Annotated in this window: 17 protein-coding genes; 3 read left to right on the top strand and 14 right to left on the bottom strand. The window is 46.8% G+C overall.

All coding sequences use genetic code 11. The annotated features are described in order from the left end of the window. Positions 1–21 precede the first annotated feature (21 nt). From J2Z65_RS17995 to J2Z65_RS17965, 7 genes are all read right to left on the bottom strand, one after another. Positions 22–5,712: a family 10 glycosylhydrolase gene (locus J2Z65_RS17995; RefSeq protein WP_167057799.1), complete on the bottom strand. Its 5,691-nt coding sequence runs from the start codon at positions 5,710–5,712 to the stop codon at positions 22–24. Positions 5,713–6,138: 426 nt separating this feature from the next. Further along, positions 6,139–6,498, bottom strand: a complete 360-nt coding sequence (locus tag J2Z65_RS17990) for a Rieske (2Fe-2S) protein (RefSeq protein ID WP_167057802.1) — start codon at positions 6,496–6,498, stop codon at positions 6,139–6,141. Between the two features lie 15 nt (positions 6,499–6,513). Next, positions 6,514–7,569, bottom strand: coding sequence for an amidohydrolase family protein (locus J2Z65_RS17985; protein ID WP_193580915.1), 1,056 nt, complete (start codon positions 7,567–7,569; stop codon positions 6,514–6,516). A gap of 62 nt (positions 7,570–7,631) precedes the next feature. Beyond that, on the bottom strand, positions 7,632–9,197 hold the full coding sequence (locus tag J2Z65_RS17980) for an extracellular solute-binding protein (protein ID WP_167057805.1): 1,566 nt from the start codon (positions 9,195–9,197) through the stop codon (positions 7,632–7,634). A gap of 62 nt (positions 9,198–9,259) precedes the next feature. After that, positions 9,260–10,120, bottom strand: coding sequence for an ABC transporter permease subunit (locus tag J2Z65_RS17975; protein ID WP_167057808.1), 861 nt, complete (start codon positions 10,118–10,120; stop codon positions 9,260–9,262). Between the two features lie 12 nt (positions 10,121–10,132). Further along, entirely contained in the window at positions 10,133–11,053 is a 921-nt protein-coding gene (locus tag J2Z65_RS17970) for an ABC transporter permease (RefSeq protein WP_167057811.1), read from the bottom strand. 188 nt (positions 11,054–11,241) lie between these two features. Then, a complete protein-coding gene (locus J2Z65_RS17965; protein WP_209856011.1) occupies positions 11,242–13,419 on the bottom strand; it encodes a helix-turn-helix domain-containing protein in 2,178 nt (725 codons plus the stop codon). 260 nt (positions 13,420–13,679) lie between these two features. On the opposite strand from J2Z65_RS17965, the gene J2Z65_RS17960 reads away from it, so the two are divergent. Next, entirely contained in the window at positions 13,680–14,648 is a 969-nt protein-coding gene (locus tag J2Z65_RS17960; protein WP_167057814.1) for a carbohydrate deacetylase, read from the top strand. Positions 14,649–14,723: 75 nt separating this feature from the next. Here J2Z65_RS17960 and J2Z65_RS17955 read toward each other — a convergent pair whose 3' ends face one another. Both J2Z65_RS17955 and J2Z65_RS17950 read right to left on the bottom strand, forming a co-directional pair. Further along, positions 14,724–14,891 carry a hypothetical protein gene (locus J2Z65_RS17955; protein WP_167057817.1) on the bottom strand — a complete coding sequence of 56 codons (168 nt, stop codon included), beginning with the start codon at positions 14,889–14,891 and terminating at the stop codon, positions 14,724–14,726. Positions 14,892–14,917: 26 nt separating this feature from the next. After that, positions 14,918–15,337 carry a GTP pyrophosphokinase gene (locus J2Z65_RS17950; protein WP_209856008.1) on the bottom strand — a complete coding sequence of 140 codons (420 nt, stop codon included), beginning with the start codon at positions 15,335–15,337 and terminating at the stop codon, positions 14,918–14,920. 218 nt (positions 15,338–15,555) lie between these two features. Between J2Z65_RS17950 and J2Z65_RS17945 the strand changes: the two genes are divergently transcribed. After that, positions 15,556–16,536 (top strand): aldo/keto reductase, encoded by a 981-nt coding sequence (locus tag J2Z65_RS17945; RefSeq protein WP_167057819.1) that lies wholly within the window; start codon positions 15,556–15,558, stop codon positions 16,534–16,536. 64 nt (positions 16,537–16,600) lie between these two features. Here J2Z65_RS17945 and J2Z65_RS17940 read toward each other — a convergent pair whose 3' ends face one another. From J2Z65_RS17940 to J2Z65_RS17925, 4 genes are all read right to left on the bottom strand, one after another. After that, entirely contained in the window at positions 16,601–17,602 is a 1,002-nt protein-coding gene (locus J2Z65_RS17940) for a phosphotransferase (protein WP_167057821.1), read from the bottom strand. Between the two features lie 173 nt (positions 17,603–17,775). Beyond that, positions 17,776–18,033, bottom strand: coding sequence for an AbrB/MazE/SpoVT family DNA-binding domain-containing protein (locus J2Z65_RS17935; RefSeq protein WP_167057824.1), 258 nt, complete (start codon positions 18,031–18,033; stop codon positions 17,776–17,778). Positions 18,034–18,257: 224 nt separating this feature from the next. After that, the gene (locus tag J2Z65_RS17930) at positions 18,258–19,376 is read right to left on the bottom strand and encodes a serine hydrolase domain-containing protein (protein WP_167057826.1); all 1,119 of its coding nucleotides are present in this window, start codon (positions 19,374–19,376) and stop codon (positions 18,258–18,260) included. Between the two features lie 174 nt (positions 19,377–19,550). After that, the gene (locus tag J2Z65_RS17925) at positions 19,551–20,045 is read right to left on the bottom strand and encodes a DinB family protein (RefSeq protein ID WP_167057829.1); all 495 of its coding nucleotides are present in this window, start codon (positions 20,043–20,045) and stop codon (positions 19,551–19,553) included. Between the two features lie 152 nt (positions 20,046–20,197). On the opposite strand from J2Z65_RS17925, the gene J2Z65_RS17920 reads away from it, so the two are divergent. Then, a complete protein-coding gene (locus tag J2Z65_RS17920) occupies positions 20,198–20,767 on the top strand; it encodes a CGNR zinc finger domain-containing protein (RefSeq protein ID WP_167057831.1) in 570 nt (189 codons plus the stop codon). A 34-nt stretch (positions 20,768–20,801) separates the two neighbouring features. Here J2Z65_RS17920 and J2Z65_RS17915 read toward each other — a convergent pair whose 3' ends face one another. Further along, entirely contained in the window at positions 20,802–24,971 is a 4,170-nt protein-coding gene (locus tag J2Z65_RS17915; protein WP_167057834.1) for a LamG-like jellyroll fold domain-containing protein, read from the bottom strand. Positions 24,972–25,029: the final 58 nt, after the last annotated feature.

Below are 25,029 nucleotides of genomic sequence, written 5' to 3'. Positions count from 1 at the left end.
TATTCGATTGCTATCAGTGTCTTATTCCATAATTTTCCTCGCGATAGATGCAAGATCTTTAATATCGATGACTCCGTCGCCATCATAGTCAGCGACTTTGATGCGATTCCAGTTCGGATTCGTGCTGTTTTCTCCATAATGAGCTGCAGCAAAAGCCAAATCACCTATCGTGTATTTGTTATCGCCGTTCGCATCACCTGGTTGACCAGGAGGCTGTGTCACGACTTCAACCCGGATAGAAGCTGGGCTCGCCTCAATCTCGTGTCCTTGAGCGTCGCCTAGCAGCGCACTGGATACAGCGATTGTTCCGGCTGTAGTCTGGCTTACTTTTTTGGCTTGGAACGAAATTTGCACCAGATCAGCATCGCCGCTAACTGCGTGACTTGCTCCTTCGCTTGCAAGAATAAGCCTTACTTTCCCTTGACCCGCCTTCTCGGAAACGATACTCACGCCATCCTTGATCGAAGCCGCTGAAACATAATCCGCAATGGCTGCGTCATACTCAATCGTGATGTCCTGTGCATAAACACTGGATGTCACATTGCGCAGGCCAAATTGAACAGTAAACGGTTGACCCGTTAACACACTGCTTTGACCAACCAGAATGGCAGAGGTCTGGCCTTGTTGCCTAGTAACTTGAACGGTAGATGTGGTTGATAGCGTGCCATAGGTTGCGGTAATCACGCTCGTTCCTTCCTTCAGCGCCGTAATCAAGCCGCTTGGCTCAATCGTAGCGATATCCGCATGAGAACTGGTGAATTGAGAGCTGCTCGTTACATCAACGCCAGCATCGCTTCCCGCGCCGTACGAGATCACTCGGGCTTGCTTTGTGGCTCCAACCGCAAGCTCACCGATTGGCTCCAGCTCGATTCGATTCTGGCTCTCGCCCAGCGTTACATAATTGCTCGCAACGCTTTCGTTATGCACCCGGTCCACTGCTGTAACAGCATAAGTGTACAAATTGCCTTCCACAGCTTTGTTGTCCGTGTAATGCTGAACATTACTCGACTGCTTGCGGACAATGCCTGCAATTTGAGCAGGATTGTCAATGCTGCCGCCCTGACTTCCGTCAAATCTGTAGATCACATAATAAGCGGCATCGCTTCCTTCTGCATCTTTCCATGAAAGATCGATTCCCGCTGAACCTTTGCTAACGGTATCGAGCTTTGGCTGCTCCGGCGCAGTGGCGTCTATCCAAGGCATAGACGGAATCAGAGCTGGCAGTTTGTAACTGTCATTCGTCAATCTGTCTTTAATGCCTAAAGGATTCGTCTGAAGATCCTTCGCACTGAAGTGCATGCTGCCTTTGACACCTTCAAAGTTCAAATTGTATTTAAGCTGGTTCGGCAGCTCATCGGGATTTTCCCATGCCTCATTGTTTGCATTAATCTTGTAGACGGCATGACCGATATAGAGATGAACATTCGTACCCTGGGTTTCTTTCGTCCACCAGTCGATTAGTTTCTCATAAGCTGCCGCTGTGAATCCGAAATTCCAATAAATTTGCGGTGTAATGTAATCAATCCAACCTTCGTGAATCCATGTGCGAGTGTCGGCATACAGATCGTCATAATTTCGCTGTCCGGCTGTTGTATCAGAGCCTGTCGGATCGTCTGCCAAGTTCCGCCAGACGCCGAATGGCGAGATGCCGAATTTGACATAGCTTTTCTCATGCTTAATGGCGGTAGACAACTCGTGCACCAGTTTGTTTACGTTATCTCTGCGCCAATCCCCTTTATTCGGGAAGGCTGCTCCATAGGCTTGATATGTAGCATCGTCTGGGAAGTCTTTACCATCAACCACATACGGATAGAAATAATCATCCATGTGAACGGAGTCGATATCATAGTTACGGACCACTTCCATAATGCTTCCAATGACAAAATCTTTCACTGCCGGCACACCCGGATTGTAGTACAGCTTCCCGCCATAACTAACAACCCAATCCGGATGCTGTCTAGCTGGATGGTTCGCAACCAAATTCTCAATCTTATCCTTCATACTAACGCGATACGGGTTAAACCAAGCATGGAACTCCATGTTGCGCTTATGAGCTTCCTCGACCATGAAGGCTAGTGGGTCATACCCCGGATCTTTTCCTTGCTCACCCGTCAAATACTCGGACCAAGGACCGTATTCGGATGGGTAGAAAGCATCCGCAGTCGGTTTCACTTGAACGACGACGGCATTCATGCCCATCTTGGCCAAATCATCCAGTAGTGCTGTGAAAGATTGCTTCTGGGCTTCTGGCGTTACAACCCCTTTTTGCGGCCAGTCGATATTCTCAACGGATGCAATCCATGCCGCTCTCAGCTCCCGTTTTGGGGCTGTTGTCGCTTTATTGACAACAAGCGAGAAGTAATCGGATTTTCCGCCGAAGGAAGCGGTAATCATGCTGTATCCCACCTTTAATGCCGTCACATTCCCGGAATCGTCCACAGTCGCTACCGCCGGGTTACTGCTCTTAAAGATAACCCCGCTCGTAAGTTCAACAGGATCGGGTGTTAAGCTGTAGAGTGCCGTTACGCGTGGTCGCTGCGAATCACCTATCGTCATTGCGCTCAGCGCTTGAATATCAATGCTTTGCAGAACAGCCACCGGATTCGTCACAACCAGATCATAACGAACGGATTGCCCGCCGAAAGCAGCCGTGATAGTCGTTTGACCGGCTTTCAACGCAGTCACCTTCCCTGTCACGTCAACAGAAGCCACGTCCGGAACGCTGCTGCTGAATACGACATCGCTACTTGCAAGCTCAACCGGTTGAGAATCGCCTGCATAAGTGGCGAATACCTTCGTTTGCTTCGTCTGTCCCTTCTCCATCGTCGTCAATCCAGCGAGCTCGAGACGCTCAACCACAGGCGCTTCAGCGGTTACCTTCAGCTCATAGACAGCTGGCGGTGCGCTTCCAAAGATCGCGGTGATCGTAGTCGTTCCAGCTTGCTTCGCGTTCACGATCCCTTTTGCATCAACGGTCGCAATTGCAGGATCACTGCTGTAAAAGACCGTGCCGCTTTGAACCTGCACAGCCGCTATACTGCCGCCATACGTCGCATAGACGACGGATTGCTTGCTTTCGCCGATCACCATCGGCGATAAACCGGACAGTTCCAACTCGAATACGTCTGTGTTGGCATACAAAGCGGTTACCTGATCAACGTACAGTGTTCCGCCGTTTTTGTTCGTATCGCTTGTTTCTACGAGATAAATCTGATTCAAGCGGATCGGAGGCTTCAGATTGCTCGGTAGATCAATCGTTACGTATTTCCATCCCGACCAATTGAGTCCCCCGGATGAAGTGAAATCCACGGTTGGTTTCGTACCGGCAGAATCCTGCAGCATCGCGCGCAGCCAATGCTTTTGACCGTCGCCGTAAACCCATGCGCCCAGCTTCTTCGGATAGCCTTCCAGCACGCGACCTGTGCCGCCTAGTTCATCTTTAAAGTTCAGATAGGCAGCGGATGTGCCTGTTGTTCCCGTAAAATCATAGGTGAATTTGCCGGCGTACGTACCTGCATGGACCGGATCAGGCCTGTTCACCTTCATCAATTGAACCGAATTCGGAACCGTACGCACACTCGTGGCCACGATATCCGTTATATTTTCAAAATCCTCCACCACAGCTGTTGGCTTCCCAACGATGACCCCTGCATCCCCGCTGGCATCCCCAACCGCTGCGACAACTTTTCCGACCGCCGATCCATTTACAGCCGTTAATTCCCCAGCAGATGAAACCGTACCGATCGAGCCTGTTTGGCTCCAAACCAGCTGCTCTGACGGGACCGGCATTTCATTGCCGCTGCCATCAAATCCTTTAACCGTGAAGGATTGGACTGCACCTGGATTCACATTCGCCAATTTAGGCGCTACCTCAAGCCGTCTGAGAACCGGCGCATTCATATCTACCAGGCGCATGCCTTTGTAATAAGCGTCTAAAATTTTGTCATACGTCCAGCCCTTCTGCCCGAGCATTTGCGCGCCGTTTTGGCTCATCCCTACCCCATGCCCGTTGCCGCCGCCAAAGAAGGTTACGCTCGTAAGCACTCCGCCGGTATCCCGTGCCAAATCAAAACTGAAAAATGCGGAGTACAATATGCTTGGATTGAGCAGCGGTGAATTATCATAAACGCCTGCCCCGCCTTTGGCACGGTAAGCTAATACATCCCCACCGCCGGTATATATTTTGCTTGGCCGGATTGTAAATCGAATGTTGAATTCACGTAAAATTTTATAAGTGCCTGTACTGCCTTCAATTACTAATTCCATGGCGTTGCCTCCGGCTCCGCGCTTTGTAACATACATCGTGCTGATCGTTCCTACACCTTCTTGCGGGATAGGTTTGCTGACAAAGCTGCCGTCTGCTTCTTTGGTCAAAACAAACATTGGCTCTGCCGCATAACGATCTAAAATATTCTTGTTCACTGTATTTTGAAGTTCGGTTTTCGTCAGGCTCACTTTCCATCGGAAATAAGGAGAGTCCGAATCGTAACCGGTATAGCTCAAGTTTTTGTAAAAGTCATTCAGTGCTTGCTCATTGGAAGTATCAATACTCAACATACTGCCGTTATTAGCAGGGTCATACGTATAGCTGCGACCCGTCAAATACGGAAGCGGCGTGCCCGGAAACTGGTTGGTATCGACATCCTGCCACACCTCATGCTTCGACGCTCCGTAGCCTCCGGATGCCGAGTAAAATCTCGCATCCACCAGTGCGTCGCCGCTTTTCATGATTTTCCCGGCGGTAGCCTGTACAGCTTGCGTCGTCAGCGCGTTTTCCGCTTGGTTGTTGTACACTTGGCTGAGTGTGCTGTCATCGATGTGGAAGCCGAGATCAGCAAACCGGCTCGTCATATAATCGGTCAGCGCATACGTGCGCGCAGCGATCGATTGCGCCTTCAATGCTTCCAATCCAAAAGAAGACGGCATTTCACTCGGAACAACTTGGTACAAATACTGTTCAATGTCGACTTCATTGATCAGCCTAAGCTTGCTTTTATCAGGATTTAAGAAAAGTTCAAAAGTCCCTCGATACTGCGGCTTGCCCTGGCCACGACTAATGGACATGACCTGCAGCAGAGAATCAACGCTCACAGGCTCGATAAACAGCCGGTTTGCCGTTGAGAACAGCGCTGCACCATTCTGCATAACGGCGGTCTCACCGTTCGAGACGGTAAATGAAACGAGCGTTCCTGCCGTAATCGGATAGAGCTTGTTATCCGCTTTATCCTTGATCACAAAGCCCTGCGCCGATTTGATATCGATTTGAGGATGATCGATCTGCGTCATATCGGCAATATTGGAAATATCTTTTCGAATGCCGACGCGCATGCGATTCATTGGCGTTTCTCCGAGAATCACCATTCTCGCCGCTTTCCCGTCCCCGTCTAAATAAACGTCTACGTTCTCTGCGCCTACCATCACATCGTTCAATGTTTTGGTGACGATTCTTTCGCCGAATTGCTGTTCAACGATCAAGTTATCGCTTAATGCGACAACTCCTTTGGAGGCAAGCTCAATCGTTTTGGCAGCGGCATTTTTGGCCATCACCTTCTCATGCAGCGGAGAAGGCGCAGCCGTGCTCTTCATCGTGGCATCTTGTGCCTGAACAGAAGGTAAACCGCTTCCAAATCCGGATACAATCGTGCAGACCAGCAGCATAAGCGCAACGGATGCATGCCACTTCTTTCTCAGTGAATATGTGGAGCTTTTCATCAAGAGACACATCCCTTCTATGTATTTCCCTGGCACGACTTTCATCGTATTAAATCAATTTCGTCCAACCTACAACCGCATTTGCATCACCGTCCCTGAAGAGTTTCCAACTCCCGATACTTTATGTATCGAACTGCAAGAACAATCCATAAAAGCTCAGTTAACCTTCTTTACATAAAAATAATCTTTCGAAATTTTACTCATTAATGAAATTTAATTTCAGTATATACACGTTAAGTTTATCCTTTAGTTTCCAATATGTACATAGCGAAGGATGACTGGTTATGTCGTCTTTTGTCAGTTAAAAACTGACGTTTAACAGCGAAAATAGTCGATCCGTACCGTATCAGTCACATTTCAGACGCACAAAAAAAAGAGGTTCGAAAGGGCCGTTTCAGCCTACTTCGATCCCTCATCCTCACCTATTTACTTTCTCTCCATATCAACACCGATTCTGCCGTCCTGTACATGAACCTTATACGTCTTTAACCAAATCTTCTCGCTAAACAACGACTTGCCGGATCGAATATCGAACTCCCAACCATGCCACGGACAACGAAGGATTTCACCGCTTTTACCGTATTCGTATTCATACACGTTTGAGGGAAGCGTTGTCCCGGAAACGAGTCCGGCGCACATCGGCGCTCCCTGATGCGGACAATAATTGTTGATGGCATAATAGGTGTCGTTGATCCGGTAAACGCCGATGCTTTTCCCTTCGATGGTGACGACAGCGTGACCGCCGTCGGAAACGGCGCCGGCATCCAGCACATAATGAACCGTCATAAGCTCCTCCGTGAATTAAAGGTTATATAGGCTTTTGGCGTTTTCGTAAAAGATTTTACGTTTCGCTTCCGGCTTTAATCTCCGCAGAATCATATCCGGCGAGTCGAAGTCCCAATGCGGGTAATCGCTTGAATACAAAATCATATTCTCGGCATCGATCATATTGAATAAATCAATTAAATGCTGCGGATTGTCCGGCTCCTCAATCGGTTGCGTAGTCAAATAACAGTGCTCGCGAATGTATTGGCTAGGCATTTTTTTGAGCCAAGGAACTGTCGAGCGCAGTGCTTTGTAGTTCTTATCCAGCCGCCACATCAGATGCGGCAGCCAAGCAATGCCGCCCTCGGTAAGCACCACTTTCAGCCGCGGGAATTTCTCGAATACCCCTTCGCACACCATGGAGACGAGATGAGCCATGAACATTTGGGATAAACAAGTATGCCATTCGATATAACGGGAAGGATACCCCGCTGCCGTAGGCGCAGTCGAGCTGCCCCCTCCCTCCGCTCCCGGGTGGATGGCAATCGGCAGGCCATTGCGCTCTGCCGCCTCATAAATCGGATGATACTGCCTTTGGCCGAGAGGCGCACGTGCCGCACTTGAAATCATCACCTCAACGATGTCGGGATGGCCTGCGATACGATCAATCTCTCTTGCGGCGAGATAAGGGTCCTGCGTGGCGACTGCCATTGCTCCCTTGAACGCTTTATGTTTTCCAAGCCACTCAGCGATCAAAAAGTCGTTGTAAGCTGAACAGATCACGGCCGCATAATCCGGATCATGCGTCGTTGAAATGTTATAAACCACTCCGGTTAGTACGCAGTATTCGACATTATAATCCTCAAGGAGCTGTTTGATCATCAGATCAGGATTTGAACCGGCTTTTCCACCGCCTGGCGGTATCGCATCTTTCTTCATGACGCCAACCGGCGAATAGTAACCGGAACCGGAATACCCGATGCCTGTCGCGGCTACGCGCGACCGCCAAGGCTCGGCCAAATACGGCAGCAGGTCCGAATCATTCTGCTCATTATGAACATCCACATCAATGACCTTCATCTTTTCGGTCATTCGAATCCCTCCATTTCGGAGGCCCGTTATCATTTCCGGGCCCCCTTACAGTGCCAAATCTATTATTTTTTACCGTAAGTGCGTGTATAAGCGGCATTGTACATATCCAGCAGCTCATCAGCGCCAAGCTTTTTGCACTGATCGATAAATTCTTGCCAGGTCTTATCGTTAATCGGCGTTTTACCAGAAACGAATTCTGTCAGCTTTTGCTCCAAGTACTTGTTCAGATTGTTCAGTTTCGACTTTTCAAGCTCCAGCTCTTCACTAGTCTTCACGATCTGCTTCGGTGCCGGGATGATGAATGGTTCGTAGCTCTTGTTAATCGCTTTGCTCTTATCGCTTAAGCCGCTTTCCCACACCGCACGGGATTTGGCATTGTCCAGCGTAACCATGTCATACCAGACGCCCCAATCTTTCCGCAGTGTTGTAAATGGCGACGCGCCGAAATCTTTGTTGTAAACAGGCTTGCCGTTTTCTTTCGTATACGTTTTGCCCTCGATCCCCAGGGATAAGTAGTTCGAGCCTTCTTCGCTTAACAGATAGTCAAGGAATTGAACCGCTCTATCTTTATCTTTCACCTTGGCCGAAATCGCACGCCCGGTTGTACCGACAACAGAACGGGAGAATTGATAGTTCTTAATACCGTCGGCAGCAAACTGCGGAATCGCGTCAAGCGTGTAATCGGCAATTCCTGCTTTGCGCCCTTTATCCATCAGCGTCTCTAGATCCGCCTTCCAGAAAAACGTAACCAGCGATTTGCCTTTCAGAAGGCGCTCTTCCCACTGTGCTTGGGTAATCATCGAGAATTCAGGATCAAGCAGTTTCTCGTTAAACAGCTTGTTAAGGAACACGAGCGAATCCTTATAACCTTTGTGATATGGGGCAAAAGCATATTTATCAGTAGCCGGATCAATGTTGTAGAAACCGTGAATGCCTGTAAAAGCTCTTCCAAATGTAGTGAATAGCCCCGTATCGCCTACAATCGCGTTATTGATCAACGGATAAGTATCAGGCTGTTTTTCTTTGAGAGTCTTCAAGAACTGATAAAATTCTTCCACTGTCGTCGGCGCTTTCAAGCCGTATTTATCCATGATGTCTTTACGGGTATACCAGATAAAGTTGAAGCCCTTGCCTTCGGCATCCCCCTCGATGACGGGTACAGTGTAAATACCGCCGTCTGCTCCTGTTGCTACGGCTTTGGCTTCCGGATATTTATCGAAAAACGCCTTCATATTCGGAGCTTTATCCAAGTAATCCTTCAGATTCAAAAACACCTTATCAGGCCCGTGCTGTCTTCCCTCCAACGTATCGACCTGAATGAAATCCGTTACCGCATTGGTCGCAATCATGATCTGCTTTTTCTCTTTCAAGCCTTCCTGACTGACCACTTGAAACTCTACTTTTACGCCGGTCTTTGCCTCAATTTCCTTGAAAATTTCCCAGTCTTGTCGCACTTTCCCCTCCGGACGGTCATAGGCCAGCCAGGAAAAGGTGATCGGCTTCTTAGCCTCTTCCCCTTTTTTCGTATCGCCTGATGCCGGTGTATCCTTCGTTTCGCTGGTACAGCCTGCAACCAAACTGGAGAGCATAATGGCTGACAATGCCGCTGCTACTGTTCTTTTTTTCATGAAAAGACCTCCCTAATAGGATTAAAATGTCGCTTCTGAGCGCTGTGGATCACATACGCCTCTTACCCTTTAATGCCGCCGATCATGGTTCCCTGAACGAAATATTTCTGGATGAATGGATAGACACACAGAATTGGGAGTGTAGCCATCATGATAATGGCGTACTTCATCGTTTGGAGCAGGCTCATATCGCCTTCTCCCTGAATCGTGGTGCCGGCCACCAGAATGTTCCGGAGCATAATTTGCAGCGGATACATCGAACGGTCATTCAAGTAAATGAGCGCGTCGAAGAATGCATTCCATTGATTCACGGCCGTGAATAGACCGATGGTCGCCATAACGGGCATCGAGAGCGGCATGACAACCCGCAATAGCACTTGCAGAGAGGAACAGCCGTCAATCGTCGCTGCATCCTCCAGCTCTTCCGGCAATGCTTCAAAGAACGTCCGCATGATGAACAAATACCAAGTACTGATCATGGAAGGCAAAACGATAGCCCAAATCGAATTGAGCATGCCGAGCTTTTGTACGACGAGAAACGTTGGGATCATCCCTCCGCTGAAAAGCAGCGTAAACGCAGCCATCATCAAAATCCATCTGCGGCCGGGCAGCCATTTCTTCGCTAATGGGTAAGCCATTGCTGCTGTCGTAATCAACGTCAGTATGACATGCACAATCGTATAACGGATCGTATTCCAGTAACTGATCCATAGATCGGAATTGGCCGCCAACTGTTTGTAGGCAATGAGCGTCACCTTTTTGGGAAATAAAAGAACATCACCGCTAGACACCAGCGCATTATCGCTGATTGAAGCACTGAATACATAAACGAGCGGATAGATCATCACAATCATAAGAAGGATCATGACGCCATAGTTAAAAACATCAAAAACTCTGGAGGCTGCCGACTGTTTGATTTTCACTAGGATTCCTCCTTACCACAGGCTTGTCTCTGAGTGTTTTCTGGCTATGCGGTTTGCACCAATGACAAGAATCAAGCCGATCACCGACTGAAATAGTCCGACAGCCGTTGCGAAGCTGAAATCTGCATCCAGGATACCGCGCCGATAAACGAAGGTGTTAATGACATCCGATGTTTCGTAGTTCATGGAGTTGTACAGGAGCAGAATTTTCTGAAAGCCCGTCTCCATGAAATGGCCTAACGTAAGGACGAACAAAATGATCATCACAGGTACCATACCGATGAATGTAATGTGGCGCATTTGGTGATAACGGTTCGCCCCATCCATTTTGGCAGCTTCATACAGTGTCGGATCAATCCCTGCAATGGCAGCCAGATAAAGGATCGTTCCCCAGCCGATTTTTTGCCATATTTCCGAGGAAACATAGATTGCTCTGAACCATTCGGGCAGCCCCAGAAATAGAATCGGCTCCATCCCAAACACTTTTACCAACAGGAAATTAATGATACCGGTTTGCGGTGACAGGAAGGTGACAAGAATTCCGGCAATGACGACGGTTGATAAAAAGTGCGGCATGTAGCTGATGCTTTGCGCGATGCGTTTAAACATTTTATTCTTAAGTTCGTGAAACAAAATGGCCAGAATGATCGGTGCCGGAAAATGGAACAGTAAATCATACACATTTAACATGACCGTATTGCGAATCAGCTTCCAAGAATCCGGATTGACATAAAAAAATTCAATAAAGTGTTTCAATCCTACAAATTTACTGCCCAAAACTCCTCTGCCAATCGAATAATCCTGAAAGGCGATGATGACCCCGTACATAGGTACATATTTGAAAATGATGTAGTACAAAATCCCAGGCAGCATTAACAAATATAGCGCTCTATGTTTCTTTAACACATACCACATCCCATTTCGCTGCAGCATACTGCCCACCCCCTCCTCCTTTCGGAAGTTGATGGCCTTACTATACAGAGATCGGGCTTCTACCGTAAAGCACGCATAATTACCTTATGTCTCTTTTTTTACAAGCTTGATTTCATGCGGTTTTTCAGCTGTTTGAACGTTCCAGAAGAAAAAATAGAGACTTCGGAAAAAATGAAGTCTCTACATATTTATTGATGCATCGTTCGATATTTGGCCGGTGTAATGCCTTCATATTTGCGAAAAGTTCGAATGAATGAATTCCGGCCCCAATAGCCAACCTTTTCCGCAATATCATCGATTTTCATATCCGTCTCCAGCAAAAATTGCTTCGCTTTCATGAGCCTGTACTTTGCAATGTACTCCACATACTTTTCGCCTACCGCTTCTTTAAAGGTTCGACTGAAATGCCCGTTCGACATGTTTAACAATCCGGCAAAATATTCGATCGAAAGCTCTTCGTTATAATGATCATGTATGTACTCCAAGACCTCGGAAAACTGTTTCGAACGTTGATCAGGCTCCTCAGTCCGAAACAGCACACGGTGAATCTCAATGAAGCATTGCTCTAATTCGTCCCACGTCATGCTGCTATGCAGCCGTTCGTACAGACTTGAAAAAAACGGCACATTAAAATCGTTGTGTTCGGTTTCTACAGCACGAATCCACGTATTAAGCACGTCAGTGCTTAAATATTTAACCTGCATAGCGGTCGCATTTCTCTGTTTTCCTTCTTTGAGCTTTTCGCACACGGACTCCAGCAGTTTCTCGTATTCCCTCGTCTTGTATTGATTGAAGATGCGGTTCACTTCCTGCACTGATAAAAAGCTCTCCCACTGTGTCCGGTCTCCTACAAGCGGGCCACGGCAAATTTCCACATCGGCATCAAGTCCGCGATTTTGCAGAACGGATAACGCTTGTTCATAGGATTCATGCAGTTCCTCCGCTGCGTTCACGGTTTTCCCGATTCCAATCGTCGCCTTGAAATATTGGCTGTATGACTCCAATACCAATCTGACGATGTCTGCAGCCTCATCCGCCCCCAGATGCAGGAACGTATCATGAGTTACAACGCAAGCCAGAACGTCTGGTTTCGTTTGACAGAGCCAAACCATAGACGGAGTAGATTTACGGATCAATTCTTTGATCTCCACGAACATGAAAGACTTCGTTGTTTCCGATAGCTGTTCGTAAACCTGCGAATCGTAATGAAAAGCAATGCATAATACTGTGCGCATCGCGTGTTTGTCATAGGTAAATTCAATTTCCTTCGCATAATAGGCGATAGACAGCTCGTCCTGGTATTCCCCTTGCAAAATTTTGGTGACAAACAGCTCCTGCATGAAAGGGAACATCCCGCTCATTCTTTGCGAAAGCTCTTTATTTTCTTCGGTAATTTCTTGTATCGGACGATACCAACGACGGCTTAAATAGTAAGACACAACGCTGCCCACGACGAGAAAAAAGACCAGAAACGCCCAACTGATCAACCGCGTCATATAGGCGGGCTTCATTAAGGTGCGAAGATCTGCGATTGTCACGTAATACCATGTATCGTTGAACCGGGACTTCACAAGCGACATAGCAATTGCATCTGTGACAAGGAATTGAGAAGACATGGCATTCGAGCGTGTATGCGCAAGCACGGCATTAATTTCCTTATCCGTCAAGCCGTTCTGATTCAGAATTTCCCCCTGGCTAGTGGCAATAGCAGTACCCGTGACCCATTCCTCGGGAATGGAAATTTGTTCTTTGAGTTTGTCCTGATCAAAATGGACGACCAAGTATACCTCCGGATTTTCCGTATTGAACGGATAACTCATAACAGCGGACATACCGAGTGTGCCCAAATCGGTAATTTCCATCATCTTTTTGCCCGTAAATCGAGACAAGTAGTCGTTTTTCTGCTGCTCACCGAGCGGATAAGTCATTTTGAAATAATACGTTTTATCCGTGTAAATATCGACATCCGCGACCAAATCGTGATTGGCAAAATATAAAAATACTTTCGAAACCAATTTATCCGATTGAAGCTTCATCAATTGCTCTCTAAGCGCGTAAAACTGTTCCGAACGCTGTTGATTTTCCCGCGAATCATCGATGACCCGAAGAACACTGGTTAAATTGGAGGAGCTGAGCATGTTAATCATGTTCGTTTTGAGTGAATCAAGTGCCGTGTCAGTTTGCTTCGAAAAATGGCTAATGACCACGTCGTTGAGCTTTTCGGCATCCTTTTCGATCGTACGGACTGCGAGCACATGGGCCAGAAAGCTGGCGACAATAACAGGAATCAAAATAACAATAAAGTAATTCGTGAAAAGCCTCCAAAAAAGGGCTAATCGGAACTTATGCACCTTAGAAATGGCCATCGCGATTGCCCCCGTTCCTCACCAAGTTGTCATCCTTGCTTCCAATGAATGACTATTGTTTTATACTATTGAAAAAGAATATAGGGGTCAATAGATTTTGAAATTTTATTTTATTCTGTAAATTATTCAATAAATTTTTATTTCATTTTCCGACAAAAAAAGACATTTCTCCTCTCCACTCTTGTCCATTGCCGATTTCGACTCCCTTGCATCTGATAATCGATACACGCTTGACTTTAGAAGAAAGGGGCTAGTTCATCTTGAAATATGTCATTATTAATGCTGATGATTTTGGGCTATCACCCAGTGTGAATAGAGGAATTGTAGAAGCGTTTCAGGCAGGCGGAATTACGAGTACGACCCTTATGGTGAATATGCCTGGATTTGAAGAAGCGGTAAACTTGTCTCGTGTGCATCCAGAACTCGGGGTTGGGCTTCATTTTAACTTAACCTACGGAAGTCCTGTGTCGAGTCCACGTGATGTCCCTTCTCTCGTGAAACAAGACGGAAGCTTTTATGATATAAAAACGGCTTGCACGCGAGAAGAAAGGGATATCGAAATCGAGCTGAATGCCCAGTGGCATCGCTTCCTTGCTACGGGACTCAGGCCCACACATTTGGATTCGCATCATCATATACATCAAATTTTCCCCGCCGTATTCCGAGCAATGAATCATTTGGCGGTAAAAGAGAACATTCCCATGCGGCGCTCGCAAACGTCTCAGGAAGCGATCAGCCCGTCCCATTTGAAGACGGATCACATTATTTTGGACACCTACGATAAGCAAGATGGGCTGCATCAACTTCTGCATTATCTGCACCAACTGCCGGAAGGAACGACGGAAGTGATGTGCCATCCGGGTTATATTGACGACACGCTGCGCAGCATCTCAGAATGGACGGAACCCAGGGAAGCAGAGATGGCTGTTTATCGAGATCCTATGGTAAAAACGACGTATCAAGCATTGGGCATACAGCCTATCCACTTCGGGATGCTAAGTTCATTAAATTCAATAAGTCCGCTATCCTCAACAGCCAAACCGCCCACCTTCACCGTTAGAAGACGAATTAAACAAACACGGGTATCAAAGCGCAAACGGAGCGGAATCGCCAGTTTATCCAAAAAGAAGAAAACGTCTCCGCAGAAATCCAAAAACAAATTCGTTACATCCCGCATAAAAGTGAAAAGAGCAAAAAAACGAAACGCGTCAACAAGAAAAAAGCGCTAACGGATGCCAAACAACATAAGAGGCTGCCCTCAAGGTTGAACTACCTTGGAGACAGCCCCTTCTTATTGGGTGCACTCAGTAAGTCGGATGCCCGTAGTAATATTGTCCTTGATGGTGATAGTGCTGCGCATTCGCCTGCTGCTGTTGATGCGACTTCTGCAAACATTCGTCCGTTGGTCCAATGATGATCGTCTCGTTATGGAGAGGTTCTAGTGGATGCATTTTGATGATAGTGCGGTTCAACGACACGTCCTCTGCTCAAATAAATGTTAATATTTCAACATAGCAATGGCCTTTTTATATGTATCGATTCTTGCATAGTCAGCGTCTGTAGGTTGCGGAATTCGGCTTATATCACAATTATCCTCTAGATCCAAAAGCTTCACCTTCGATGCAAGCGGATTTAGTTTAATTCGCTTGATAAAGCCTTCATACGTTTCATCCGCTCTCCTTGTCAGACAATCCAGAGCTTCAATGACTTTCAAGCTAAACCCTTCATTCTTTAGTTCAAACAACGTCATAGTTGAATCCTCTACAACATCGTGTAAAACGGCTACAATGGATTCTTCCGTCGTTTTGGCTTTACTGGCTAGTCGAATCGGATGCAGGATGTAAGGGCTGCCTCCCTTATCTGTTTGACCATCATGTGCTTTGGCTGCAAGTAGAATAGCTTTTGTTAATGTACTCATTTCTGCACCTTCATTCCGTAATATGTAACTTTCTAATCATAGCATTGTTGCTATTTTACGGCTATATATAAGCGCTTACTTAAAAGTAAGTAGGTAACCCTCCGTCTACTAAATAAAGGAAAAGTGCGTACTTTTGCATCGTCAGCGAATCTAGTATGATGGGATTGGTGTAAAAGAACAAGCTATGCCCTACATTAACGTTTTTGGAGGAGATTACGATGAAATACAGTTATTTGGGACGATCAGGCTTAAAAGTCAGTCAATTGTGCTTGGGAACGATGAATTTTGGCGTAGACACGAATGAACAAGAAGCATTCCGCATCATGGATGCTGCTTTGGATGCCGGGATCAACTTCTTTGATACAGCTAATATTTACGGTTGGGGCGAAAATGCGGGACGTACCGAAGAAATCATCGGTCGATGGTTTGCCCAAGGCGGCGGCCGCCGTGAGAAAACCGTTATCGCTACGAAATTCTATGGCGATATGCATGATAAGAACGACGGTCCTAATCGTGAAGGCGGGTTATCCGCTTACAAGCTTCGCCGTCACCTGGACGCTTCCTTACGCCGTCTCCAGACGGATCATATCGAGCTTTACCAGATGCATCACGTAGATCGGAACGTATCGTGGGACGAACTCTGGGAAGCTTTTCAAGTTCCCGTATACCAAGGGAAAATTGGCTATGTCGGCTCCAGCAACTTTGCAGGGCGTGATCTGGTGAAAGCACAGTATGAAGCCAAATCCCGTCATCTGTTGGGTCTTGTGTCCGAGCAGCATAAATACAGCTTGCTGTGCAGATTGCCAGAGCTTGAAGTGCTGCCGGCAGCTGAAGAACTTGGCATTGGCGTTATCGCTTGGAGCCCGCTCGACGGCGGTCTGCTGGGGGGCAATGCGCTCAATCCTGTTGCAGGCTCCAAACGTGCGAGCAACCCAGAACGCGTAGAAAAGCATCGCACGAAGCTAGAAGCTTTCTCTGCGTTATGCAAAGAGCTTGGCGAGAGCGAAGCGAATGTGGCTTTGGCATGGACCCTCATCCATCCTGCCATGACGGCACCGATCATTGGACCGCGGACGCTGGAACAATTCGAAAATACGTTAAGAGTGGTTGACATCAAGTTGGATGAATCCACGTTGAAGAAGTTAGATGAAATCTTTCCAGGTCCTGGTGGAGATGCACCACGGGCTTACGCCTGGTAAAAATAAGGGCTGCCCCTAAGTAGTTTATCTACTTGCGGGTGGCCCTTTTTTTTGTCGCTTTTCTTTAATCAATCAAATATGTCATCAGCATCTGTTGTACGTCCTTGTTATGCTTGACCAACCATGCATCCCTTGTCAACAATTGATTAAGAATGTAATTGAAGTTCTGTTGAATGTCATCTCCACCATGATGCTGACCGATATAAAAATGAAGAACAGCAAGATGATAGATTTGTGTCAGAGTTTGCAGTTGTTCTAATTCTTGCAAATTGTGTTTCCTATAGCCGGAATAACTCTTAACGAATGCTTCCATCATCTCCATTGAACCATTCGTCATCTGCAGCAGATGATTCAAACAAATAGCAAATTCCATAAAGCTGATATCCAGCGATACAAAGTCAAAATCAAGAACACCGCAAATTCGTTTGTTCTGCGATAATAAATTGAATATTAGTAAATCGTGATGAACAAGCTGTTCAGGCAGCTTTTTTAATAGGTGGACGTTTTTTTCTACCAACTGGACCGTTTCCTTATAAAAACACAGACTAGTTTCTGGTATATGAAACGGCGGGCTTTCAATAAAAGCTGCTACAGCACCACGACTGGCTAATGGATGAAGCTTATACATATCCAAAAATGAAATGCCGAGATAATCCATTTGACCTATATCGAATTGACTAAGTGCATACGTGATTTCGCCAACGACACGTCCAATTTCAGCCGCATCCTGTAAGCTGATTAATTCGTGATTATCCCCTTCTAGAAAGGATATTATAGCCCCTAACGTCCCGTCTGATAATTGAACAAAATCATTTCCCGTTAAAGTTTGCTGAAATACCGGCACTTGAAAGGAAAGATAGCTTTGTGTTAAAAATGACGTGATTCTGGCTTCCAATGCAATGCCCCTTATGTGTTTCATATAACGGTTATACATACGGAGCACATATCTTTTCTCGTTCATTTTTACTATTTTGGTTACATTGGTCAGTCCAAATGGAACGGAAGCTATTTCATAGACAGCATCCTCGAAATAATTACGAACTAACTCATCTAGTTGATCTTGCATGACTTCCCCCTTGAATTGACTCGAACGAGCAGCTTATATAGGTCTCTGTGTAATAGGGTAAAACATTCCCATTTCCCTATCAACTATAATTCTTTTTGGATCCCCTATTTGTAAACGCCAACAAAACTTAATTTATTTTTACCTCATCATACTTCACTCGATCCTATTCCATATCACTGTTCGATGGATGTTACATTCGGCAGCTCCTGAATACAAGACTTACATACCAATTTTCTTTTAAAGAAATACGTTTCACTCTCACTCCCGCAAAACAAGCAGTTCATCTCGCTTTTTGCTATGGTAACTCTTCCCTCCTCAAAATAAATGTTCACTTCATCATTCCATCCAATATTTAGCAGGCGCCTCATTTCAATCGGTAAAACAATACGACCAAGTTGGTCAACCTTGCGAACAATCCCTGTTGGCTTCAAGTAAATCCCCCTCTCTGTCTGCTTTATAAGTAAATGGTCGTAGTTCTATTAAAGTATTTACGTCACATTTCAGTTATGTCAGGTATGATTTACCAGTTTCATAAAGCTCAAAAAAAAGAAAACCCGCCACACACCTCTAATGGCGTTTGACAGGTTTTCGCAGCGAGACGCGTCCATCCCAGAACAATGAAGCGGTTCCACTTCCCATTGTATGTTTTCCAGCTTCATCTCTCGACGGATGCAGCCACTGCATTGTGAAAGCAATCGCGCAGACGGACAACGGACTTCTCCCGACCAAAGTGCACCCGGTTAGTCAGCAGTACCGCGAAAACGCTGCTCTCGGGGTCCATCCATATGCTTGTTCCCGTGAAACCCGTGTGGCCATAGCTTAAGGGTGAAAATAAATCGCCGGAAGCATCCCAAACATCCCCCTTCAGTACCCAACCAAGGCCACGGTTTGCATTCGCCTTGCCTTCCGTATAACTGCGCGTCGCAGCAGCAATTGACGCACCTGACAGCACCTGGAAGCCGTCGGCGCGCTTCCCGTTGTTCAGCCACATCGCCGCATATTTTGCCACATCTTCCGCCGTCGAGAACACTCCCGCATGACCGCTGACACCTCCCATCGCCCATGCGTTCTCATCGTGAACCTCGCCCCAGCGATAGGCGCCGCTCATGAACTCGGTTGCTGCGATTCGCGGCTTTAATGCCGCCGCTGGGCGATAACCTGTATCGCGCATCCCAAGCGGCTCAAACACAAAGCGGCGTGCTGCCTCATCGAGAGGCATGCCAAACAGCAATGCAGCGATTTCCCCAAGAATGATGTAATTAAAATCACTGTACATATAACCATCGCCGCAAGGATCGGACAAACTCTCCCCTAACACAGCTGCCTTGATCTGATCGGGTGTCCATCCATGCGAGTGCAAATCCTTATAAGCTTTAAATCCGGAGGTGTGCGTCAACACATGCCTCACCGTCACCTCCCCCTTTCCATTCGCCGAGAATTCGGGGAAATAACGGGAAATAGGATCCCTGAGCCGTAACTCGCCGCGATCGATCAGCTGTAAAATCAGCGGCAATGTCGCTATCACTTTCGTCAGGGAAGCACAATCATAGATCGTATCCTCCGAAACTTTCAATTTTGTTTCCTCAGAAATAATGGAATGGCCGAAGGCATAAGTTCCAACGATGGAATTATTTCGGCCAACGAGTGCCACGCCGCCGGGAATTTCACCAACTTCTATTTCACGCGCCACCAGCTGAAAGGCTTGTTGTAATTTAAGTCCATTCATCCCCTGCTGCTCAGGTGAAGATTTGGTCAAATGTATGTCGAGTGTCATGTGTATGAGAACCTCCTTATAATCAGTTATTTTCTCTATTCGAAATTAATCTTCTAATCCCTCTATATGAATGCTTCTAGGCAAAAGAAAACCTGTGCCCTGCTCAACTTTAGCGTTGAACCAGGCACAGGGTGAGAAGCAGAACATCCATTTCAATTATTTTCCCTTGCCATTCTAGTCAAAGGAACGACGGGAAGGCCAAGATCCTTGCATCTTACGGATGAACATAATCTGACCTGTATGATAAGCATCATGCAGGATCAGGCTGTTCACCCAACGCCCAACGGATTGCGTCCGATTAGGATATACATGCTCGAAGTCGTTATCCTCCCATTTGGCCATCCGATCCCGGATTCCTCGATGAACAGTTTGCAACCGAGCTAAAGTTTCTTCCCAATCCTTACTCGAAGCAGATTCGACTACGAACGTATCGTCATTGCTTAAATCCGGATATTCGGACTCTATGGCAGTCATTCTGTTCAACAAACGCTCTTTATAAAAAATTAAATGATGGACATTTTCCCAAATCGCATTCACATGCTCGCCGTCTGGCCGCCAGTTGGCTTGCTCCGCAGTCAGTCCTTTGAGTGCATCCGTCAGCGGCGGATACCAGTCTTCTTTCTCATAGCAGCTATCCCAACCATGAAGCAAAAGCTCGATTTTATTCATCGCAAAGCCTCCTAATATCGTAATGTAACTACCTAAATATAATTAACAAGTTACATCAGTACTTTAGCATGGAATGATTTGACAGTCAAGTAACTAGCAAACTTATTTTTAAGGTGTTACACTATAAGATAAAAAAGAACGAGGGGCACGTTATGCTTTGGGATGATTTTATAAATAGCTTGCATCATGATTGGAAAGGTGACGGAGCGATTGACGATCGCCTCGATAAACCTGAATGGCTGGAGCAATGGTTGAAGGATCAGCATCTATCCGCAGATCAGCCTCCTAATTCAAAGGAATTACAAGATTTAAAGGATTTAAGAACACTTTTGCATCGGATCGTAACACAATACGTTGAGAATTCCTTGCCGAGAGAAGAAGATGTTGAAGCCCTCAATTCCATCATGGCTCTAGGTCCGGTTATCCGCCGTCTTGCCATTAGCCAGAACCAGTATCAACTGCAATGGCAAGGTGTAAATCGGCAATGGACACATATTCGCGCTGAAATTGCAGCCTCTATGGCACAGCAGATCGCTGAGGGCGAACCCTCCCGTATACGTATTTGTGATAATCCGAATTGCTTATGGGTGTATGTTGATGCTACGCGCAATCGCTCCAAGAAATACTGTGATGACAAAATGTGCGGCAATTTGATGAAAGTAAGACGGTTCCGAGAACGGCAAAAAGCCGCTGTCAACATGCCCAAACATGAGCATGATTGACAACGGCTTAGTTTCACCTTTCTCTTCTACTTCATCATTCTAAAATTAATTTTGCGATTGCCGCGAGATCGAGAACATCAATCTTGTTGTCATGGTTGATATCAGCAAGTTGATATTGAGTCCAATCCGAATCGGAGGAGTTCTTCCCATAGGCGGCCGCTACTCTAGCCAAGTCTCCTATGCTGATACGACCATCTCCGTTCATGTCTCCCGGATTGTTGGTTATAACCAGTGCATCGAATGCCAGTACGGCTGCATGCAATGCCATTAAGGCTTGATCGACCTGTTGCTGGCTTGCTGACGGGTCGGCGGCCACAGATAATGCCGTGTTGATCGCATTCTGCAGATTCGCTTTTGCACCGACTGGATATTGACCGACATTCGTTCCTTCTACCGCAGCATCGTGTTTAGACTGAGCGGAATGAATCGCGGCAGCTAATGCCGTTTTATCCGCCTGTGCAGTAACCAGCACGTCACGGGAAGCCCCGGTTAATTGCAACTCGCCACCCAAATTATTCGCGATTACCACATTAGACACAGACACTGCCGTATCCGTATCTTGGGTCAATGACTTGGCAATGAACGAGAATTTCAAAGAGTCTTCATTGGGATGAATCGCATAAATTGCCCCTTGGCTGGCGGCCAGGATTCGTACACGACCTGGCGCTACTTCTTTTTGCGATACGACCCCAAATCCAGGCTTCGTGGAAGTAATCGCGTTCAAATCGAATTTTGCCGGGTCATAATTCAGTGTCAAATCCTGAGCATAAATGCTCTGATAATTGCTATCCGTCACATTTCTGAGCCCGAAAGTAAGATCGAGCGATTGTCCTGCAACCACTGTATTGGCTCCACTCAATGCCGCAGTGGAACCTGTGCTTGATTCAGGTTGTCTGGTTATCGCAATGCGATATACATTCGTGGTGCCGCTTGGAGTGGAAACCGTAACGGTAACCGGATTTTCACCGATCACCAAATCCTTGCCGCCCTCTACCGATACGGCTGCTGCAGGATTAACGGCCGTATAGGTCACGTTCGCAACCGTAACGTCATTCGGGACGTTCACCGAGTAGTTCATTTTATCCGGAGCAAAATCGCTAACGGTAGTTCCGTTTACTTTTAGATCCGACAGCGCCGCGCTCTCGCTTGATACGCCTTCACCGGTAAAGTCAATTTCGCTCATGCTCGTAAAGGTTTTCGATGTATCTGTATTATAAGTTCCAGTAACTACGAATTTCACATAACGCCCCTGCAAAGGCTTGTCTAAAGAGACATAATCCTTATACAACGTACCTGCCCAAGTCTTGCCGAAAGTGCCCGAAGCCTTGTTTGCGGAATCTCCCAAGTAGGAAGGATCGCTTAAGTCGGCCAAGTTATCCGAAGCGTATAATTCGAATGTCTTAGGGAACTCCATCGCGGTTTGACTGAGACGGCTCTTTCTTTGAATGCCATTCAGCTTATAAGTGTTTGCCATGTCGATAATGACCGAATGCGGGAAAGGAGCAGCAGGAGCCTCCCATTTGGAATGCCAAATTGTTGTATCCTGGTTGTCAAGGATGTTGCTTGCAAACGCGCTCTCATTGTCGGCATAAGAGCTGAAGGAGTTGATCGTAAAAGCCGTTTTCGGAATGAACGTGTATACAACGTTGTCCTTGGCCGTTTGCAATGCCCACATCAAATCAATATAGGCTTGATCGATTAAAATAGCATCGTTGTTTGCCGTCAAGAGCTTTGCGTCAGCAAGCTTAGCATCTAATTCATTTTTCGTTTGCACGGGAACGGACATGCCCGCAGTAGCTGCGACTTTTGCCACAAATTGTTCTGCCTCTTGGATTCGTGTCTTCAACTGTTCGAACGTGTACAACGTTGCCGACTGGTATGAATCGGACAACGCTTTGGCTTCCGTGGCAGATAGGGCGCGCTTCCATATTTTTAAATCATCCATCGTAACGGTTGCGCCGCCATTGCCTTTATTGCCGTCTGCGCCGATGATGATGTGATAAGGCGTATCCATGCTGGAGGTGCCTAGAGCGGATATGTCCTTGGATGCCTTCATAACACCGTCCACATATGTGGTGGCCATCTTGCTTGTCCTGTCTACAGAAATTGTGAAGTGGTGCCATTCTGTTCCTACGCCGGCAGCTGAATAATCAATGCGGTTCGTGCCGTCAGCCATATTAAGCGTCATGTTATTCGCAGTTGCAGGGCCGATATACCAGCCGGCATTTTTCCCGGAATTCCAGTTTTTATTGGAAATGACCGTCTGATCGCCTGCCAAATTACCCGTATGCCAGAACGATACGGTAAAGCTGCCATTTCCGAAATTTAAGTCGGATCTGCTGCCCAGATCGATATAATTGCCGTTGCCTGCCGCAATGCTGGCAGCCTTGCCCGACTTTCCTTCGACGTAGGTGACACTCCCGCTATTGGAAGCAAGACCTGTTACCCCAGAGGCGTTGTCAGTCAAATTTTCATCAAATTTCATGTCGGACACGAGCTGATTCCACATCGTAGTTGGGTCGATTGGCGTCAATTCCGGTGCCGTGCCGTCGGTTTTAAATAAAGTCTGCAAAGGTGAACTTTTATTTCCGTAGGCATCCACTCCCGTAATGGTCAAGACGTAGGAGGTAGCTGCATTTAGTCCCGTCAAGGGAATATTCATTTTGTTCGGAATCGGCGAAAAGTAATAATCGGACAACACACTGTAAGATTTAACGATTTCGCTGGTTCGCTTGTTTAACACGTTGATCTCGTAATGATGCATGGACTGATCGTCCTTGGCTTGTCTGAACGAGAGCACCGGCACGTTATTCGCTCCAGGTACCATCTGAATCTCGGGATTCGCAGGGAATTGAGGCGCCGTTTTGTTGCGGTTGCTCGGCGTGTAAGTAAAATTGCTTTTAATTTCATCTTTCGTATTTCCTTGTAATTTTATGACCCATTTCTTGCCCGCTAGTGCACCAGCGCTCGAGTACGGTGGCCCGGCACCAGCTCCTTGCCATTTTCCTCCAATATAAATGGAGCCTTGATCGCCGTTGTACTCTACTCGCTCAATCTCTACGCGATCCTTATAAACTTCAATGAATTGAGATTGACTAACAGGGAATTCGAACCTTCCGTCCGCTAAGCCTTCTTCTGTTACGGCAGAATTTCCATGCTCTGTCTCAATATACGACATGGATCCTAGATTGACCGAAGTGAAATCTTTCTGATAGATCGACCGATCGTCGTTAATGTTCAAATGCGAGTGGCCGGATAGGACGATGACTTGCGGATAATCCTTCAGATCCGTATACAGGTTCTGGTTAGATCCTTGCTGGCCGTCCATGACCGTATTGGCGACTGGGTGGTGCAAGGTAATAAATATCGGCTTGTTAAGATTCGCCGGATCAGCTGTCAGCGCCGCGAGCCGTCCCTTCAGCCAGTTCCTTTGTCCCGTGTCACCGTTGTAATTGTTCCCATTGATAAAGAAAAACGAATAGTCCCCGATTGACTTCTCGTAGTAGCCGTTCGACTGGCTCGTGAACCAATCGGCAGGATAGTATTGTTTGACTTCGGCTACGCTGGCGTCGTGATTGCCGATAGCAATCTGTACGGGCATGTCCGACCAGCCTTTTCGTGCCATTTGTTCCTCGAAAACACTGCGCACAAAAGTATGATGCGGCCCTTTCCCGTCTCCGTTGTCATTGATAAGATCGCCCGCGATAAGAATGGCATCGGGTTTGGAGAATATGGAAGAAATCACATCGAAGTTGCTGGCGTACCGTGCACGAGTCTTCGCATTTTCTTCATCTGTACCAGGACCAATGTGAATGTCCGACATAGCTGCGAATTTCAGCAGCGGTTTCTCGGTTGTCTTGATGATATAGCCGTACGTAGCAGGTTTGCTCCAAATACCGTCTTTCAAAGCGATAACGGAGATGTTCGTTGAATCCGAGAGGACAATTGGCGTTCCGTTGTATTTAAGGCTGGTTTCGTCAGGCATAGTGCCATCCAAAGTGTAATAGATTTCAGCACCTGAGGTCATGCTGCTAAGCGAAACACTGACGGATTGTTCATAACGGCCAGCAGGTGCAGAAGCGACCGGTACGCCGACCGCCTCAGCGGCGATAGCGACTGGAACAAAGCCCGCTCCAGCAGAATAAACAACTGAACAGGCGATAGTGCATGCCATCATTGCAGATACGAATTTCTTGGCATTCAACAAAATAAATCCTCCTTTGATACTTGAATTTTGATGCTACTTGAATTCTCAGCTACGG

This window comes from Paenibacillus aceris (assembly GCF_017874035.1).
GTDB classification, from domain to species: Bacteria; Bacillota; Bacilli; order Paenibacillales; family NBRC-103111; genus Paenibacillus_E; species Paenibacillus_E aceris.
The sequence above is the reverse complement of the archived record's forward strand: the minus strand, read 5'-3'. Positions and strand labels throughout refer to the sequence as shown.

Excerpts from the sequence above, each read along its gene's own strand:
- J2Z65_RS17995 (WP_167057799.1), bottom strand. The coding sequence starts at position 5,712 with ATGAAAAGCTCCACATATTCACTGAGAAAGAAGTGGCATGCATCCGTT.
- J2Z65_RS17990 (WP_167057802.1), bottom strand. The coding sequence starts at position 6,498 with ATGACGGTTCATTATGTGCTGGATGCCGGCGCCGTTTCCGACGGCGGT.
- J2Z65_RS17985 (WP_193580915.1), bottom strand. The coding sequence starts at position 7,569 with ATGACCGAAAAGATGAAGGTCATTGATGTGGATGTTCATAATGAGCAG.
- J2Z65_RS17980 (WP_167057805.1), bottom strand. The coding sequence starts at position 9,197 with ATGAAAAAAAGAACAGTAGCAGCGGCATTGTCAGCCATTATGCTCTCC.
- J2Z65_RS17970 (WP_167057811.1), bottom strand. The coding sequence starts at position 11,053 with ATGCTGCAGCGAAATGGGATGTGGTATGTGTTAAAGAAACATAGAGCG.
- J2Z65_RS17965 (WP_209856011.1), bottom strand. The coding sequence starts at position 13,419 with ATGGCCATTTCTAAGGTGCATAAGTTCCGATTAGCCCTTTTTTGGAGG.
- J2Z65_RS17950 (WP_209856008.1), bottom strand. The coding sequence starts at position 15,337 with ATGAGTACATTAACAAAAGCTATTCTACTTGCAGCCAAAGCACATGAT.
- J2Z65_RS17945 (WP_167057819.1), top strand. The coding sequence starts at position 15,556 with ATGAAATACAGTTATTTGGGACGATCAGGCTTAAAAGTCAGTCAATTG.
- J2Z65_RS17940 (WP_167057821.1), bottom strand. The coding sequence starts at position 17,602 with ATGCAAGATCAACTAGATGAGTTAGTTCGTAATTATTTCGAGGATGCT.
- J2Z65_RS17930 (WP_167057826.1), bottom strand. The coding sequence starts at position 19,376 with ATGACACTCGACATACATTTGACCAAATCTTCACCTGAGCAGCAGGGG.
- J2Z65_RS17925 (WP_167057829.1), bottom strand. The coding sequence starts at position 20,045 with ATGAATAAAATCGAGCTTTTGCTTCATGGTTGGGATAGCTGCTATGAG.
- J2Z65_RS17920 (WP_167057831.1), top strand. The coding sequence starts at position 20,198 with ATGCTTTGGGATGATTTTATAAATAGCTTGCATCATGATTGGAAAGGT.